General features: G+C 72.5%; 13 protein-coding genes. 6 read left to right on the top strand and 7 right to left on the bottom strand.

What is annotated here, in order from left to right:
- Positions 1-231 precede the first annotated feature (231 nt).
- Positions 232-1074, top strand: a complete 843-nt coding sequence (locus WMF20_RS05465) for a PfkB family carbohydrate kinase (RefSeq protein WP_129573325.1) — start codon at positions 232-234, stop codon at positions 1072-1074.
- A 52-nt stretch (positions 1075-1126) separates the two neighbouring features.
- Here the strand turns inward: WMF20_RS05465 and WMF20_RS05470 are convergent, their stop codons facing one another.
- The gene (locus WMF20_RS05470) at positions 1127-3307 is read right to left on the bottom strand and encodes an alkaline phosphatase D family protein (RefSeq protein ID WP_437611269.1); all 2181 of its coding nucleotides are present in this window, start codon (positions 3305-3307) and stop codon (positions 1127-1129) included.
- 7 nt (positions 3308-3314) lie between these two features.
- Positions 3315-4094, bottom strand: a complete 780-nt coding sequence (locus tag WMF20_RS05475) for an FMN-dependent NADH-azoreductase (RefSeq protein WP_437611271.1) — start codon at positions 4092-4094, stop codon at positions 3315-3317.
- A gap of 271 nt (positions 4095-4365) precedes the next feature.
- Here WMF20_RS05475 and gcvA point away from each other — a divergent pair, with 271 nt between their 5' ends.
- From gcvA to WMF20_RS05490, 3 genes are read left to right on the top strand one after another with little or no spacing between them, the layout of a single operon-like run.
- Positions 4366-5268: a transcriptional regulator GcvA gene (gene gcvA, locus WMF20_RS05480; RefSeq protein ID WP_129573328.1), complete on the top strand. Its 903-nt coding sequence runs from the start codon at positions 4366-4368 to the stop codon at positions 5266-5268.
- Between the two features lie 33 nt (positions 5269-5301).
- Positions 5302-5586 carry a hypothetical protein gene (locus WMF20_RS05485; protein WP_437611274.1) on the top strand — a complete coding sequence of 95 codons (285 nt, stop codon included), beginning with the start codon at positions 5302-5304 and terminating at the stop codon, positions 5584-5586.
- Entirely contained in the window at positions 5583-5711 is a 129-nt protein-coding gene (locus WMF20_RS05490) for a hypothetical protein (protein WP_437611276.1), read from the top strand. Before WMF20_RS05485 ends, WMF20_RS05490 begins: the two co-directional genes overlap by 4 nt.
- A gap of 33 nt (positions 5712-5744) precedes the next feature.
- Here the strand turns inward: WMF20_RS05490 and WMF20_RS05495 are convergent, their stop codons facing one another.
- Positions 5745-7181: a M48 family metalloprotease gene (locus tag WMF20_RS05495; RefSeq protein ID WP_437611278.1), complete on the bottom strand. Its 1437-nt coding sequence runs from the start codon at positions 7179-7181 to the stop codon at positions 5745-5747.
- Positions 7169-9334 (bottom strand): hypothetical protein, encoded by a 2166-nt coding sequence (locus WMF20_RS05500; protein ID WP_437611279.1) that lies wholly within the window; start codon positions 9332-9334, stop codon positions 7169-7171. Before WMF20_RS05500 ends, WMF20_RS05495 begins: the two co-directional genes overlap by 13 nt.
- Before the next feature lie 475 nt (positions 9335-9809).
- Here WMF20_RS05500 and WMF20_RS05505 point away from each other — a divergent pair, with 475 nt between their 5' ends.
- Complete coding sequence (locus WMF20_RS05505; protein ID WP_437611281.1) at positions 9810-10319, top strand: chemotaxis protein CheX; 510 nt, start codon at positions 9810-9812, stop codon at positions 10317-10319.
- 542 nt (positions 10320-10861) lie between these two features.
- Here WMF20_RS05505 and WMF20_RS05510 read toward each other — a convergent pair.
- The 3 genes from WMF20_RS05510 to WMF20_RS05520 are packed head-to-tail and all read right to left on the bottom strand — an operon-like array spanning position 10862 to position 13278.
- Entirely contained in the window at positions 10862-11257 is a 396-nt protein-coding gene (locus WMF20_RS05510) for a hypothetical protein (protein WP_437611283.1), read from the bottom strand.
- A 23-nt stretch (positions 11258-11280) separates the two neighbouring features.
- Positions 11281-11736 carry a hypothetical protein gene (locus WMF20_RS05515; protein WP_437611285.1) on the bottom strand — a complete coding sequence of 152 codons (456 nt, stop codon included), beginning with the start codon at positions 11734-11736 and terminating at the stop codon, positions 11281-11283.
- Positions 11737-11754: 18 nt separating this feature from the next.
- Entirely contained in the window at positions 11755-13278 is a 1524-nt protein-coding gene (locus WMF20_RS05520) for a hypothetical protein (protein ID WP_437611287.1), read from the bottom strand.
- Between the two features lie 459 nt (positions 13279-13737).
- Here WMF20_RS05520 and WMF20_RS05525 point away from each other — a divergent pair, with 459 nt between their 5' ends.
- A complete protein-coding gene (locus WMF20_RS05525; RefSeq protein WP_437611289.1) occupies positions 13738-16530 on the top strand; it encodes a nitrate- and nitrite sensing domain-containing protein in 2793 nt (930 codons plus the stop codon).
- Positions 16531-16547: the final 17 nt, after the last annotated feature.

Here is a 16547-nt window from a genome sequence, read left to right on the forward strand (position 1 = left end):
CGTCCTCTCGCAGCCCGCGACGAGCGCGGCGGCGAGGCGTGACGCTGGGTGAGGAATGGGTCTGTCGAATGCGTCCTGGGACATGGTGAGGATCTCCTCTGCATATGAGTTCTCGGGCCACCCCCTTTCCTACGCCGCGTCCCTCCGGCTTCTGACAGCCCTCGCCGTCCTTTCCCTCGGCGCCCCGGCCGCGCCCCCGCCTCCCGCCGCCGCCGTGCTATGTCGCCCCTCATGCCAGCGCCGCGCATCGCCGTCGTGGGCCACGTCGAGCACGTGACGCTCGGCCGCGCCGAGGGCGTCCCCGCGCCGGGCGACATCGTGCACCTGCTCGACGCGCGCTTCCTCCCCGGCGGGGGCGGCGGCCTCGCCTTCGCGCAGCTCTGCCGCAGCGACGCCGAGATCCACCTCTTCACGGCGCTCGGCCACGACGCCGCGGCGCGCGCCGTCGAGGCGCGCATCCGGGTCGCGCCGGGCCGCGTCCACGTCCACGCCGCCGTGCGCGCCGTGGATCACCCGCGCGTGGTCGTCGTCGTGGACGCCGAGGGCCGCCGCACCATCATCGTCACCGGCGCCCCGCTCCAGCCCGCCGCGACCGACCCGCTCCCCTGGTCGATCCTCGCCGGCTGCGACGCCGCGTACTTCACCGGCGCCGACCCCGAGAGCCTGCGCCTCGCGCGCGCCGCCCGCCGCCTCGTGGTGACGGCCCGCAGGGGCGCCGCGCTCCGGGCCGCGGCGATCGCGCCCGACGTCGTCCTCGGCAGCGCCTCCGACCCGCGCGAGAACGCCCCGCTCGACGCCTACGACCCTCGCCCCGGCGCGCTGGTCCTCACCGACGGGCCGCGCCCGGTCCGCGTCCTCCGCCCCGGAGGCGCCGCGCTGGTCGACGCGCCGCCCGCGCCCGCCCGCGTCCTCGGCGACTACGGCGCCGGCGACAGCTTCGCCGGTGCCCTCACCTTCCACCTCGCCCACGGCCTCCCGGTCGAGGAGGCCTGTCGCCGCGCCGGGCCGCACGGCGCCGCGGTGCTGCGCGGGATCGATCCGCTCGAGACGCAGCTCCCCCTCGTCCCGCCGTGATCCCGCCGCGGCGCCAGCGCGCCAGCGCGCAGCGCCTTCCGCGCGCGCCGGCTCAGATCCACTTCTGCGCGTCGGGGTCCCAGCGCTTCCAGGCGCCGCGGTCGTGCAGGTAGAGCTCGCTCTCCCCGCGCAGGGTGCGGAAGCGCTTGCTCTGGAGCTCAAGCTCGGCGCGGTTCTCCGAGTAGTCGATCAGCGCGTGGGCGGCGCCGATGCTCCGCATCTCGGCCACGAGCTCTTCCCCGCTCGCCTCGATCACCACGTAGCCGTGGGCGTTGCTATTGGCGTGCGCGAGGTGCGGGTTGACCTTCGTCTCGGTCGACATGAGCAGATCGTCGATGCCGGCGGCGAGCAGCGCGGCGCCCGGGACCGAGCCGAGCACCGGATCGCCGGTCACCTGGCTCATCAACAGCTCGCGGAAGGCCCCCGACGAGACCGCGCCGCCCACGAGCTCGACGATCTTCTTCGAGGGATCGCCGGCGAGGCCCGCGGTCCCCGCGTAGAAGGCGTGGATGTCGCCGGTGATCGCCACGACGCCGCCCACCTCCACGAGCCGTTCCAGGAGCTCGTTCCGCTTGTTGGGAAACCCGTCCCAGGCGTCGACGTTCATGGTGAAGCGGCGCTTGAACTGCTCGGGGATGCTGTAGGGGGAGAGATCGACCGCGAGCGGGAGCAGGCAGAACTCGTTGCCCCAGATCTTCCAGGTCGCCTTCGAGCCTTCCATGGTCTCGAGGAACCAGGCCTCCTGCTCGGCGCCCATCACGTCCTCGCTCGCGCCCTGCGTCTCCTTGTAGCGGAAGGCGGCGTAGAGCTCGAACGCGTCCTTGGCCGTGAGGTAGCGCGCCCCGACCGAGCCGTGGGCGCTGAACTTGCCGAGATCCACGTACGCGATGCCCCGATCGAAGAACGCCGAGGCCGCGGGCTCGATGAGCGGGATCTGCATGTCCTCCGGCAAACCCTCGTTCACGCCGGCGACGATCTGATTGATGACGAGCACGCTGATGTCGCCCGTCACGTCGGCGGCGTCGTAGCCGGCGGCCTCCGCGGCTTCCTTGAGGACCGAGGCGTACAGGCCATCCTCGTACGTCTCGATGTGCGACACGTAGGGCATGGCGAACTCGGGGACCCCCTGGAGCTCCTCGATGAGCGTCACCTGGTCGAGCACCACCTTGCCGGGGAAGGCGCCCTCGGGGACGAGGTGATCCGGGCGGTAGCTGCGCAGATCCGTCATCACCAGGTGGACGTGCCGGCCGAACACGAAGTCGCGGTAGATGCGGAAATCGTCCGGGAGCGAGGCGCCGGGGTCCTGCTCGACGTCGTCGCCGTAATCGACGGGCTGGTACTCGAACCACGCCTGGTTCGCGGCCCTGCGGCGCTCCACGTCGGTCTCGTCCTCCCGGTCGTCGAAGTAGGTGGCCGTCGCGCCGTAGCAGTCGTTCGAGAACTCGTGATCGTCCCACGTGGCGATCATCGCGAAGCGCTCGTGGACCCGCTGGAGGTTGGCGTCGGAGCGATACGTCTTGTAGAGCTCCCGGTAGTTGCTGAGCGATCGGGCCGCTTGATAGGCGCTCTCGCCCTCGCCGAGGTCGATGGCGCCGGCCGCGTCGGTGAAGACGACGCTGCGCCCGGAGGTGCTCTGGAAGCTTGGATCGCCGGTCGTCTCGTAGATGTAGTCGCCGAGGTGGACGAAGAAGTCGAGCTCCTCCTCGGCGAGCGCCAGGTAGGTATTGTAGAAGCGCCCGATGTAGTCCTGGCACGACACGTACGCGAAGCGGACCTTGACGTCGTCCCCATCGGCCGGCGCGGTCTTTGTGCGCCCCACGCGAGACACGTAGCCCGTGTCGCCCTTCACGTAGATGAAGCGGTAGTAATAGACCGTGCCCGCCGCGAGCCCGCGGACCTTCACCTTGACGCAGTGATCGTGCCGCCCGAGCGCCTTCACCTTCGCCTGCCCGGCGTCGAGCGCCACCCGCTGCGTGAACTCGGCGTCGGTCGCGACCTCGACCTCGAGATCGAGATCCTCCTCGCCGTCCTGCACGCGGGTCCAGAGGACGACGCTGCCGGGGCGAGGGTCGCCGGAGGCGACCGACTGGGGGAAGTACGCTGACCCGTCGGCGAGCTCGCGCCCGGGCTCGGCGCCCAGCGGATTGACGATCTCGGGATCGCCGCAGGCCGGGACGACCAGCGCGCCGGCGGTGACGAGGGTGGCTCGGAGGAAATCTCTGCGCTTCAGCATCGCGCGTTCAGGGAATCCTGGAACTTTCTCCGGTGTCAACCTCCTTGTGGACCCCGCCGCGCGCGGGCGCGTGAGCAAGATCTCGACGGGCGGGCGACGATCCGGCCGCCGCTCGGCGCGCGGCCAGCAGGCGGTCGACGAGGGCATCCACCTCGAGCTCCGCTCTCGCGATCGACGCCGTGAGCCGCTCGTCGGCGAACTCGTCGTACTCGATCGCCACGGACTCGACGTCGGTAATCCCGATGTAGCCGAACGCCGTCCGGATGCTCGGCTCGACGTGGTTCATGGCCTCGATCCGTCCGCCCTTGCCGTATCCGTGGTCGCCGCGGGACGTCAGGATCACGAGCGTCTTCCCGTGCCCATCGAGGAGCGGCCAGTACGGCTCGCCCGGCCGCGAGCGGTCGAAGCCGAACGTGCGCCCCACGCGGACGATGTTGTCGATATAGGCCTTGAACTGCGCGGGCACGTTGAAGTTGTACATCGGCACGCCGGCCACGACGATGTCGGCGGCGAGCAGCTCGTCGACGAGCGCGTCGCTCTCCGCGAGCGCCTGCCACATCCAGGGCTCGCGCCGGTCGGGCTTCGTGAACGCGGCCTGGATCCAGCGGCCCGTCACGGGCGAGGGCGGGCTCTGCCCGACGTCCCGGTAAAGGATCTCGTCGCCTGGACGCGCCGCGCGCCAGCGCGCGACGAAGCGGGCGGTGAGGCGCCGGGTGTGAGAGCCGTGGCGGACCGTGCCCGAGCTGCCCGGACGAGCGCTCGAGTCGATGTGCAGTATCGTGGACATGGCGTGTCTCCTGAGCGGGGCGGGGGCGCCCCCACGAGGCCGGGCCTCGATCGCTCTGCTGCGCGCCCCCGGCGATCCCTCCCGGCCGCGGCCGAGCGGGGTCGATCCGAGATGAGCGCACTTCATCTATCGAGGCGCCGCGGCGGCGCTGGTCTCTCTGCTCCTGGGCCCGTGGTGGGCGCGCTCATGCGATATTATGGGGCGCTGCGAGCGAATGACCAACGAGTAATTCTCAGCTGATAGATGAGATTGAATCAGCTATCTCACCCCCATGCGAAGGCTCCCACCGCTCACGGCGCTCCGCGCCTTCGAGGCCGCCGCGCGCCACCTCAGCTTCAAGCGGGCCGCCCGGGAGCTCGGGGTGACGCCGACCGCGATCAGCCACCAGGTCCGGCTGCTCGAGGAGACCCTCGGCGTCCGGCTGTTCGAGCGCCACGCGCGGCAGGTCGTAGCCACGCGCGAGGCGCAGCGCCTCTATCCGGTGCTCCGCGACGGGTTCGACGCGTTCGCGAGGGCGATCGACGAGCTGACCGCCCGCCGCGCGCGCCGCGGGATCACCCTGTCGGCCACGACCGCGTTCACCGCCAAGTGGCTCGTGCCCCGCGTCGCGGCCTTCCGCGAGGCGTGCCCCGGGCTCGACCTGCGGCTCCACGCGTCGGACGAGCCCGTCGACCTCGCCGCGGGCGAGGCCGACGCGGCGATCCGGTACGGGCGAGGCCCGTACCCCGGGCTCGCCGCCGAGGCGCTGATCGCCGATCGCTTCGCGCCCGTCTGCAGCCCCGGGCTCGCCGTCCGCCGCCCGGAGGACCTGCGGCGCGCGCCGCTGCTCCACTTCGAGTGGCGGCGCGTCGAGCGCGACACGCCGACGTGGCGCCTGTGGCTCGAGCGCGCCGGCCTCTCCGGCGTCCGCGACGACGGCGGCACCACGTTCTCCGACGAGGCCCACGCGATCCAGGCGGCGATCGCCGGTCAGGGCGTCGCGCTCCTCAGCCTGGTCCTCGTCGCCGACGACCTGAAGAGCGGCGCCCTCGTGCAGCCGTTCGGCCCGGCGCTCGACGGCTATCGCTACCATTTCGTGCACCTCCCGGGCGCGGCGGCGCGCGAGGAGATCGCGGCGCTCCGGGGCTGGCTCGCCGCGGCCACGGCCGGGGAGCGGCCGCGACCGAAGCGGTGAGCCGCGAGCGCCGTGCCATGAGGACGCCGTGGTATGCTCACGACGACCGTTTCGCTGGAGGGGCTCGCCATGCATGCATACAAGCTCAACGTGAACGTGGCGGAAGACCACCGGGTGGCCGTGGAGCTTCCAGCGGATTTCCCTCCCGGGCCGGCGGAGGTGATCGTCCTCGCCGTGCCACCCAACGAGCGCAAGCTTGTGCGTGTGCTCGGTTCGCTCGGAAGCGCGGTCCAGCCGTCGGTCGAAGGGGACCCGGTCGCCGACGCGCTCGCAGAGCTTCGCGGCGAGCGGAGGTCGTGCTCACGAGCCACGCGTTGACCGCGATCCCGGATATCTTCGATCGGCTCATCGTGGCCGAGGCGATCCATCGAAGAACGCCGCTCATCTCGAAGGATGCGGTGATCCGGCGGACAGCGCTCGTCGCCACCGTCTGGGACGCGTAGCGCGGCCCACGAGATGCCCGAAGGGCTTGTTGGCTACGGCACCCCCGCCTCGGCGCAGCGCGCGCGCCACGCGCCGGCGTCGATCTTGCCGTCGAGCAGGCGCCGCACCACGAGGAACGGCTCCAGCGCCTGCTCGCCGCGGCGCGCGCGGACGGGCGCGCCGGGCAGGCCGTCGAGCTCGAAGCCGAGCTCCGCCAGCGCGACGGCGAGCCAGACGCTGAACAGGCCCGTCACCCGGCGGCGCTCGGCCGCGGGCGAGAGCAGCGCCAGGCCCACCCGCGTCCGCTCCGCCCAGGCGTCGATCTGCGCCAGCGCCTCGGGCAGCTGGCTCGGGCGAAGCTCGCGGAAATGCTCGCGGTGCGCCTCGAGCTGCTGGCGCCAGCGCGGCAGCCACACCTCGCGCGTGACGTCCGCCCACGTGATGCGCGGCAGCGGCCGCGACGGGTCGACGAGCAGCGACCGCAGGACGGCCTCCTCGGCCGCGACGACGTCGTCCAGGAGGTCGAGGCAGTGCGCGCCCGGCTCCGGCCCGCCGGCCTCGGCGCCGAGCGCGGCGAGCCGCTCCGACAGCGATGGGTGCGTGTCGTAGACCGACGACGTCTCGCCCGCCCGCTCGGCCCGCCGCTCGGCCAGGGCGCCCTGCTCCGCGGTCACGGCGCCCTCGAACCACCGGAAGCCCTCGAGCAGCGGAGGGGAGCGCCCGGCGGAGACCACGGGCAGCACCTCCATCTCGAGGTAGGCGCTCCAGAGCGGCCCCTTCTCGTGCGTGATCCGGAGCGCGCGCGCGGTGGGCCCGCGCCCGGCGATCCGCGCGGCCACCGCGTCGGCCTCGAGCTCCTGCGCGCGCGAGATCCCCGAGCTCGAGCGGACGAACAGCTCGGCGTACGCGACGAACGGCAGGTGCAGCCAGAAGCTCGAGCCGTCGAGGTGGTCGAGGGCGCCGCCGATGGTGCGCCGCGTCCTGTGCACCCAGGGGCCGAGCGCGAGGTCGCCCGAGACGTGGTGCCCGAACTCGTGCGCGATCACCGACTCGAGCTCGCTCCGGCTCAGCCAGGCGAGCAGCGGGAGCCCGGCGCCCACCACCGTGCGGCTCCGGAGCCACGCCTCGCGCCGCACCGCGGTGAAGGCGTTGGCGTCGTGAAAGAGGTGGATGTCGGCCGGGGTGGCGTGGCCGGCGCGCGCGGCGACGTCGCGGATCAGCGACTGGAGGCGCGGGTGCCGGCCCTCGCCGAGCGGGACGCCCGGATCGTGGGCGCGCGGCCTCCGCGGGACCAGGCCCCAGGCGACCCAGAGCGCGCCGGCGCCGCAGAGGAAGCCGGACGGCTCGATGCCGTCGCCGTACTCGGATTGCGCGTACGGCACCCACAAGAGCCCGAGCGCGATCCCGGCGGCGAGCAGGTAGAAGCCCACCGCCATGCCGAGCAGCCACGCGGCGCGGTGCGCCAGGCCGCGCGGCCTCACCGCGGCCACGACTCCATCGCGACGCTGACGGCGCCGTGCAGGGCGTCCTCGCGCCGCGCCAGCGCGAGGAGCGACTGCCGCTCCTCGGCGGCGAGGGCGCGGTGCCGGGCCCGGCCGAAGTGGAGGGCGGCGCGCACCGCGTCCGGCAGATCGTCGATCTCGGAGAAGCGGGTCCCGTCGCGCACGTACTCGACGAGCCCGCGCGTGAGCACGCGCCCGAGCGGCGAGCGCTGCTCCAGCTTCGCGAGCGCGGCCCCCGCGCCCTCCGCGTGGACGGCCTCGGCCATGAGCAGCGCCCAGACGGGCAGGGACAGGTGGTGGAAGACGGCCGCCTCGGCGCCGGTCAGGCGCGCGACGGCCGCGCGCGGGTCGGAGCGCGACAGCACCGTGAGCTCGAGGGCGTCGCGCAGGGCCGGGTCGCTCACCCGGGCGAGCTCGGGCGCGCTCACCTCGAGCCCCGCGTCGACGCGCGCCCGGAGGCGCAGCAGCGCCGTCTCCTCGTCACCCTTCCCGCGGAGCGGATCGAGCGCGCGCTCGACCGAGGTCTTCGGATCGAGCTGGGCGAGGAGCAGGGCCTGCTCGGCGAGCTCGCGGCGCTCGAGCGGGCTCTCCTGGCTGGCGGCGAGGGCCGCGGCGACGACGCTCCGCGCCCGCTCGACCTGCCCGAGCCCGACGGCGGCGGTCACCTCGAGCGCGACGCTGTCGTCGGCGAGGGCGCGATCGACGCCGCGCAGCTTCTCCAGGGTGTCGAGGGCGAGCTGATGTTTCCCGTCGTGCCCCGCCTGGTACGCCAGCGTGCGCAGCAGGTAGGGGTGGTCCGGGAAGCGCTCCAGCATGCCGGCGAGGACCTCGTCCGCGGCCGGCCCGGAGAGCAGCCGCACGTAGAGGTACGCGGCGTCCGCCGAGCCCGGGTCGCCCTCGTGGCGGCCCTTGTACTCGTCGATGAGCTCCTGGCGGCGCCCGACCATGGTCATCACCTTCTGGTACTGGCGGTGATGCTCGATGGACTCCGGATGGGCGCGCCGCGCCCGGTCCGCGAAGGCGGCGGCGCCCTGCTCGTCCTCGGCGTTCATCAGGAGCCCGACCGCCCGCTCCGAGGCCGGGACGTCGTAGCCGGTGTGCTCCGCGTAGCGCGCCGCGAGCTCGGCGCCGAGCGCCGCTTTCCCCGCGCCGACGAGCGCGAAGGCGCAGCCGCCCGGCTCCACGGGCGCCAGGGTCACGAGCGTGCGCGAGACGAACGGCTGCCCCTTGGGCATGCTGAGCTGCTCGGGCGGCGTCTCGAAGACGAAGTCGACGTCGTCCACGATCACGGCCGATTGCCCGCAGAAGAGGGTAGGGGCCGCGTCGTCGCTCGAGCTCGCGTTGCGATCGGCCGTGTACCGCACCTCCAGCTGGTAGATGGGCGCGAGCCCGAGCACGTTCCACGCGACGACGTCGGTGCCGCGCGGGACGTCGAGCTCGCCCTCCTCGATCGTCCGGCCCTGGGCGGTGACCTTGACGGGCCGCCGCCCGACGCGGCCCTCGAGCCGCTCCAGGCCTCGCGCCGGCACCTGGATGGAGGCGTCGCCGACGCTCACCTCGACGGGGTAGGGGAGCGCGTTCGCGACCCGGACGGTGGTATAGCGGGCGGCGGCGAGGGCGTTCCAGGCGCCGAGCGCGACGACCGTGGTGATCCCGAGCGCAACCGCCCGCTGCCAGAGGTAGAGCGCCGGGCCGAGCGGCGCGCGCCCGATGAACCGCCACGAGCGCGCCTCTGCGCCGTTCGCGACCAGGTAGCTCCCGAGCGGATAGAGCGGGACGAAGAGGAAGACGAAGAACAGCGTCTTGATGTACGTGCCGTCCTCCGGGTCGCGGTCGGACTCGCCGTAGACCGTGGCACCGACGCCGTTCATCGTCATGAGCCAGGGGCTCCTCCGCATGGGCTCGAGGAACAGCCGCCGGCGCGCGAGGAGGGCGTCGAGCAGCGCGCGCAGCTGGGCGCCCGCGGCGCCGGGCCGCGGCAGGAGGCGCTCGCGCCACCGCATCCAGAAGAGCCGCCGGTAGACGGCGTGCGGGCGACCCTGCTCGATCGCCCGGCGCACGCCGGGGTTCATCTTCGCCAGATCCGCGAGCTCTGGCACCCGCTCGAGGAGCCCGGCGGGGTCCCGATCCACGCCACCCATGAGCGACGACGTTACTGTGCGCTCCACTCCACTGGGAAGGGGCGCGCAGGAGCGCGTCGCCGCGGGGGGCGCCGCGCCTCAGGCCCAGTGTTGGCGCGCTGCGTCTCGGCGGCCGCGCGTGAAATTTCCGCGTAATCTGGCATGGGCATGCGCATGCGCATGCCCACAACAGGCGTCGATGTCGATCGACGTGGGTGCACGTGTCGCGGCGTGCTCGCGCATCTCGTTTGAGAACATCATTGCTCCATATGGGATAGATGAGCTACGCTGTGCGTTTATCATGGGGCATCGGCGCGGCATCCCGAGCGATGGGCAGACCGAGGCGTGGCCTGGGCCTAGCATCCATGAACGCCCGAGCACCGATCGCCGCGCCCCGAGCTCCTCGCAGCGGCCTCCGCCGTCCTCGTCGGGGCGTCCCGGCCCGCCCAGCGAGCCGTCGCCTTCGCCGTCGTCCCGGCCGCCTGCGTCGCGCAAGGTGCGGACGATCGACGTCCTCGTTCAGGGCGCGACCGTGGAGCTCTTTCACTTTTACGGCGTCGCCATCGCGCCGGCGGATACGGGGGATAGCCGCGAGGAGGTGCGCCTTCACACCGATCCCGCGAGCACGGTCGAGTTCTCGGCGCGCGGCTTCTCCGGTTTTCTGGCTCTGTCCGCGAACCAGGGTGTGTTTCGCGCCATGACGGGGGTGCCGCCGATGGTCGATGGCGTCGGCGACTGGATGCGGGAGGTGGCCAATCAGCTCATGGGGAAGGTGAAGAGCCGCCTCGCCCGGTTCCAGATCGCGCTTCAAGCCGAGCTGCCGCAGCTGCGCCACCCGAGCGACGTGGAGCGCCGGGGCCGGAGCTGCAAGCAGCAGTACTGTTATTCCTTCAGGACCTTGAAGGGCGAGGTGCTCGTCACGTTGAGCGGCGATTTCGACGAGAGCTCCCTGGTGTTCTCGAACGCGTCCCCGCTCCCCCTCGACGGCAAAGTCATCCTCTTCTGAGCGGCGGGCGCCCGCTTCGGATACGGGCCCACCTCGGCGTTTTCGGTGCTCAGCGTGCTGGAGCACGCTTGCGCGCCGAAAACGCCGATCTGGGCCCGTCTCCTGTGCGGGCGACCGCCGCTCGGCGGCGCGTGGGCCGGAGACGAGCATCGACGTCCGCCCGGGCGCCGGGGTTCAATGCAGACGGCCTCCGTGCTCCGTCTCTCGTCTCTCGTCTCTCGTCTCTCGTCTCTCGTCTCTCGTCTCTCGTCTCTCGTCTCTCGTCTCTCGTCTCTCGTCTCTCGTCTCTCGTCTCTCGTCTCTCGTCTCTCGTCTCTCGTCTCTCGTCTCTCGTCTCTCGTCTCTCGTCTCTCGTCTCTCGTCTCTCGTCTCTCGTCTCTCGTCTCTCGTCTCCGTGCGCTTCTGCGTGCGCGTGCGCGTGCGCGCTGACTCGGGGGGAATCGCGCACGCGCACGGAAGAGGGAAGAGGGAAGAGGGAAGAGGGAGGGTGGATGACGGAGACGAGAGACGGTGTGCCAGGCCCAGTCGAAAACCGCTCTACCCTAGGGACCTCCGCCGCCGCCACCTCCGCCGGCGGTGCCCATCGCGCCGCCCTCACCGCCGCTGCCGCCGGTGCCCGCGGCGCCGCCGCCGCCACCCGTGGCGCCGCCGTCACCGCCGCTGCCGCCGATACCCGTCGCGCCGCCGTCACCGCCGCTGCCACCGGAGCCCGTCGCGCCGCCGCCGCCGCTCCCCGTGCCGGTGGTGCTGCCGCTGGCCGTGGTGGGAGGGAAGGGCGGGAGAGGGTCATAGCAGACGTTCCACACGACGAGCTGGCCCGGATCGCAGGGGTTGGAATCCCAGCACCCCGCCAGCAGCGCCGCGCACGCGACGACGAGCGCATGGGCCAATGCCCCGCGGCGGCTGGGCAGCAACAGACAAGACGGCTGGATGTCCATCGTTCGTTCCTCTCTCGACCGGCTCACGGCGGCACCACCTGTCCGTCGCGAATGCGCGCGATCACCTTGACGGTGGGGTTGAGATCGCTGGCGGCGACGTACCCGATGCCGCCCGCCTCCTCGCCCACCGCGCGGAGGACGGCGCTCGCCGTCGGCACCTTGCGCGGCGGCCGCTCGCCGCCGCGGATCTTCCGATCGATCCAGTAGCGGGCGACACCCTCGGGATCGAGCCCCAGCACCGCCATGTCGAAGCGCTGCCGCTGCGGAGAGTCCTCGGGGAGGTTCACGGGCACCGCCGACTTGCCGTACCACTCCGTGCGCGTCGTCTGAAAGATCGGGCGGAGCGTGTCGCGTCCCGCCGCCCGCACGGGGTTGGCCTGGTTGACGACGACGACGATCTCATCCGCGTCGGCGAAGGACGAGGCCGACGGGGTCATGCCGAGCAGGGCCAGGAGGAGCAGAAGGGATAAACGCTTCATGATTGCGTTGAACCTCTCTCAGAAGGCCAGAATCAGACGAGCGAGCGCGGCCGTGGTGTGGAAGTCCTCCGGCGCCGGGATCGCCGGCGCCGAGCTCTCCTGCTCGCGCAGGACGGTCATGGTCGTGCGCAGCACCTGGGTCCGAAGCGTGACGTCCGGGGTGATGTAGAAGTTCAGACCGCCGCCGACCTGGAACATGGTGTCGTGCCCCAGGAACGGCGCGTGCAGCATGGCGCCGATGACGAACGGCTCCATGTTCAGGAAATCCAGCCGGTGCGCCGCCACGGCGTACGTGGAGGTCTTCCAGGCGTCCGGCGCGTAGGACCCGAACCCCCCCTGGCGCTTCCCTTCGTCGTAGACCACGCGGACGACCGCCGCCTCCGCGCGCACGCGCGTCTTCCCGATGTCGAGCGAGACGTCTCCGGCACCGGTGTACTCCTGGAACGACCACGTCGAATGGATGTCCGGATTGGGGTCGGTGATCTTGTAATCGACGACCCAGTCGCGGGCGTGGCTCGCGATGAACGACGCCCCGAGCTTCAACGTCAGCTTGCCGGGGTCCTCGAAGCTGGCGTGCAGGCGGCCGCCGAACCCGCGGTTGTCGTCGAAGGCGAACGGCGCGTTCTCGTTGCGCCCGTTGCTCACGTACGCGTTGTACCCGAGCTCCCACGGGCCCGCGAACGCGCTACCGTAGATCATCAACCCGGTCTGCCGCGTGGGAAACAGGCGCGAGGTGATGAAATACGGGATGGCGGCGGTGATGAGCACCGGGCTCCCATGGTCGACGTTGTAGATGCCGATCGGGGTGAAGAACTGCCCGACGCGCACCTTGAAGAGGTTGAAGCGCGTCCAGTCGATGTGGGCGCGCTCGATCGACACCAGCCCGCCATACAAGGTCGGCGAGCCGAGCGCGATCGACGTCGAGTCGAAGGTCCCGTACTCCTGCGTGGTCATCCGGTACGCAACGTCGGGCGGCAGCGGCGTCGTCACCGGGACCGGGGCGCCGCCGGGCGCGGTCGTGAACCGCAGCTCCCCGAGAAAGCGAAAGTGATCGCTCGGCTGCGCGTCGAGGTAGAGGTTCAAATTCCCAACGACGAAGTTCAGGGCGTTGGCCTGCGGGAGGGCGGCCGCGAGGCCCGAGTTCTTCGGAGCCCACGTGCGCTGGACGCCGACGTCGATGAACCCGTAGAGCTGGAGTAGCTCTCTGCCCTCGTCCTGCGCCGGCGCGACCTGCGCGTCCTCGATCGCCGCGAGGCGCTTCTCGAGGTCCGCCGAGCGCTTCTCCGCCGCCTCGAGCCGCGCGAGGATGGAAGCCTCTCCGGCCGCGGCGGGCGCATCGGCGGGCGCAGGCGCATCGGCGGGCGCAGGCGCGGCGGCAGGCGCAGGCGCAGGCGCGGCGGCGGGCGCAGGCGCGGCGGCGGGCGCAGGCGGAGCGGCGGCCGCAGGCGGAGCGGCGGCCGCAGACGGCGCAGGCGCAGCGGGCTGCGGGACGACGCCGGCGGCAGGGCTCTGCGCGTGCGCGAGAGATGCCGTGATAAGCACTCCTGCGATCGCAGCGCTCGAAGCGCGCGCGAGGCGCTCTGCTCGCGCTCGCCGCGGTGAACTCCGACCCATGATCATTGCTCTCTCCCTGTTCGAAGAGCTTCCATTGCGGTACAGGCGCGGCGCCGTGCGCGCTCTTGCGGACTCGCGACCTTCGCGCGTAGCATACACAGCGTCGATGCCGGGCGGGGAAACAACGCGATCCGCCCGGGCCTGCGGACCACGGCCAGTGAAACGTCGCAACAAGAAAGAGCCTGAATCAGGAAGACGCACATGGTGCGCGAAGGCGCGCCGATGACGGCCGCGTCCGCGCGCTTCTCCCGTCGCCTGTCAGCTTCAATCGTTCGGGGCCAAGGGTGAGGACACGGCGCGCGATTTCATGCGTCCTCGCGGGGCGTCTCGCTGTAGAGAGGGAGAGCCGTCGTCGCGCCCGAGAGGCCGCGCCGGGGGAGCGGGGGCATGCCTACCTTGCGTAAGGCGTCGATTCGTCTGAAGCTGTGGTCGCTCGCCGGCGTGCCCGTCGTCGGCGCCCTGCTGCTCGCGGCGATGATCGTGTGGGACGCGCGGCAGCAGGCCGCGAGGGCGGCGGCGATCGGCTCGATCGAGGACCTCGCGCAGCTCTCGTCGATCATGGCGCAGCCGCTGCACGCGCTCCAGAGGGAGCGGGCGTGGACCGCGCTGGTCGAGGGGCTGGAGATCCGGCCTCTGGACGCGCGCGACGCCGAGGCCGCGCGGGGCGCCGCGCGGCCGTTCCAGCGCGCCGTGGCGCTCGCCCGCGCGAGCGCCCAGCTCGAGACCGCGCGGGCGGCGACCGACGAGAGCCTCGCCCACCTCGACGCGTTCCTGGCCGAGCGCGATCTCTCCCGGCTGCCGTCCCGGCTCGCGCGCGACCTCGCCGACGCGCGCGCCCACGTCGGCGAGCTCGGCGCGTTCCGGCGCCAGGCCGACGCGAAGCCGGTGCCGCTCGACAGCGCGCTGAAGCTCTTCGGCGGCATCAACGCGAGCCTGATCCGGGCCAACGCCGGGCTCTCCGAGCTGAGCGACGAGGGCGAGCTCCTGCGGAGGATCCAGTCGATCGTCGCCGTGCACGAGCTCGCCGAGCGCGCCAGCCGCCAGCACGCGCTGCTCGCCCACGCCTTCGCGTCGACGCAGTTCGAGCCGGGCGCCTTCAAGACGCTCGTGACGCTGATGACGGAGGAGCAGCTCTATCGCGAGGTGTTCCTGGCCAACGCGTCGGAGCCGGCGCGGGCGCTCTACGACGCCGCCCGCGGCGATCCGCGCGTGCGGCGCGCCGACGAGCTGCGCGCCGCGGCGATCGCGTCGACGGACGAGGACCTGGCCGTCGACCACGACGCGTGGTTCGACGCGCAGCAAGGGCGCCTCGACCGGCTCGCCGCGATCGAGCACGAGGCGATCGCCGGCATGCGGAACGCCGCCTCGGCCAAGGTCGCGGACACGCGGAGGACGGTGCTCAACGGCATCGCGGTCTCCGGGGTCGTGCTGCTCGTGTCGGGCGCGCTCGCGCTCGTGCTCGTGCGGGGGCTGTCCCGCTCGCTCGAGGTCCTCGGCGAGGCCGCGGCCCACGTCCGGCGGACGCGCGACTACACGACGCGCGCCAGCAAGACCGCCGACGACGAGTTCGGGGCGCTCACCGACGCCTTCAACGAGATGCTGGCGGGCATCCAGGCGCGCGACGAGGCCCTGGAGAGCCACCGGCAGAACCTCGAGGCCACCGTCGCCCAGCGGACCTGCGAGCTCGAGGAGCGCAACCGGGAGATGCGCCTCGTGCTCGACAACGTCGATCAGGCCCTCGTGACGATCCACCGCGACGGCACGATGGAGCCCGCGCGCTCCGCCGCCTTCGAGCGCCTCTTCGGCGTGCCGGCGCACGACGAGCACTTCGCCGATCGCGTCGCCGGCCACGACCCCCGGGCCCGCGCGCTGCTCACGATGGGGTGGGAGGCCGCGCGCGACGACTTCCTCCCGCTCGAGGTGGTCCTCGATCAGCTGCCGAAGGTCCTGCACCGCGAGGGGCGCCACCTCACGCTCGGCTTCAAGCCGATCCTGTCCCATGAGGGCCAGTTCAGCGGCGCGCTGATGGTGATCACGGACGTCACGGCCACGATGGACTCCCTGCGGGAGTCCGAGCGGCAGCGCGAGTACATCCAGGTGTTCGAGCGCGCCGTGAAGGACCGGCTCGGGCTCCTCGGGTTCGTGAGCGACACGACCAAGCTCGTGGACGCGGTGAGCTCGCGGAGCATCGCCGAGGTGGACCACGTGATGCGCCTCGTGCACACGATCAAGGGGAACGCCGGGCTCTGGGACGTGACGAGCGTGGCGAAGGTGGCGCACGAGATCGAGAGCTTCGTCGTCGAGGAGCGCTCGCTGCCGCCCGACGAGCAGATCGACGCGCTGAAGGACGCGTGGTCCGCGTTCGTCGCGCGGGTAGGCGGCCTGCTCGCCGGGGCGGCGCAGACCTCGCGCGTCGACGTCGACGACGAGGAGATCGAGGCCCTGCTCGCGATGGCGCAGGAGCGCCGCGACCACGCCGATCTCGAGCGGGCCATCGCGGCCCTCCGCGACGAGCGGACGGAGGTGCGGTTCAACCGGATGAAGGACCAGGCCGAGACGCTCGCGCGGAAGCTCGGCAAGCCGAGGCCCGACGTGCGCATCGACGCGGGCGGCGTGCGGCTCCCCGCGCCGCGCTTCGCCGCGATGTGGCAGGCGCTCGGGCACGTCGTGCGCAACGTGATGGACCACGGGATCGAGCGGCCGGAGGCGCGCGAGGCGGCCGGCAAGCCGCCGCGCGGCGCGCTCACGCTCCGCTCGCGCGCGACGGCGGACGAGGTCCTCATCGAGGTGGGCGACGACGGCGCCGGCATCGACTGGGAGCGCGTGCGCGAGAAGGCCGGGGCGGTCGGGCTGCCGAACGCCACGCGGCGGGATCTCGAGGCCGCGCTGTTCTCTCCCGGCTTCACCACCGCCGAGCAGGTCACGGACGTCTCCGGCCGCGGCGTCGGCCTCGGCGTCGCGCTCCACGAGTGCCGGCGGCTCGGCGGCCGGGTGGAGATCGAGACGGAGCGCGGCCAGGGGACGACGTTCCGCTTCCGGTTCCCCCGGGAGCTCGGGGAGGCGGCCGGCGCGCCGCTGCCGCCGTCGAGCCGGCGCGTCGCGCCCCTCGCCGGCCCTTCGCGCGGATCGAGCCCGGGCCCTTCGCCGAGCGCGGGCCACCCGGATCGGGTGTCGCGATGAGCGCATCGACCATGGAC

It is taken from the genome of Sorangium sp. So ce834 (assembly GCF_051521425.1).
GTDB classification, from domain to species: Bacteria; Myxococcota_A; Polyangia; order Polyangiales; family Polyangiaceae; genus Sorangium; species Sorangium cellulosum_D.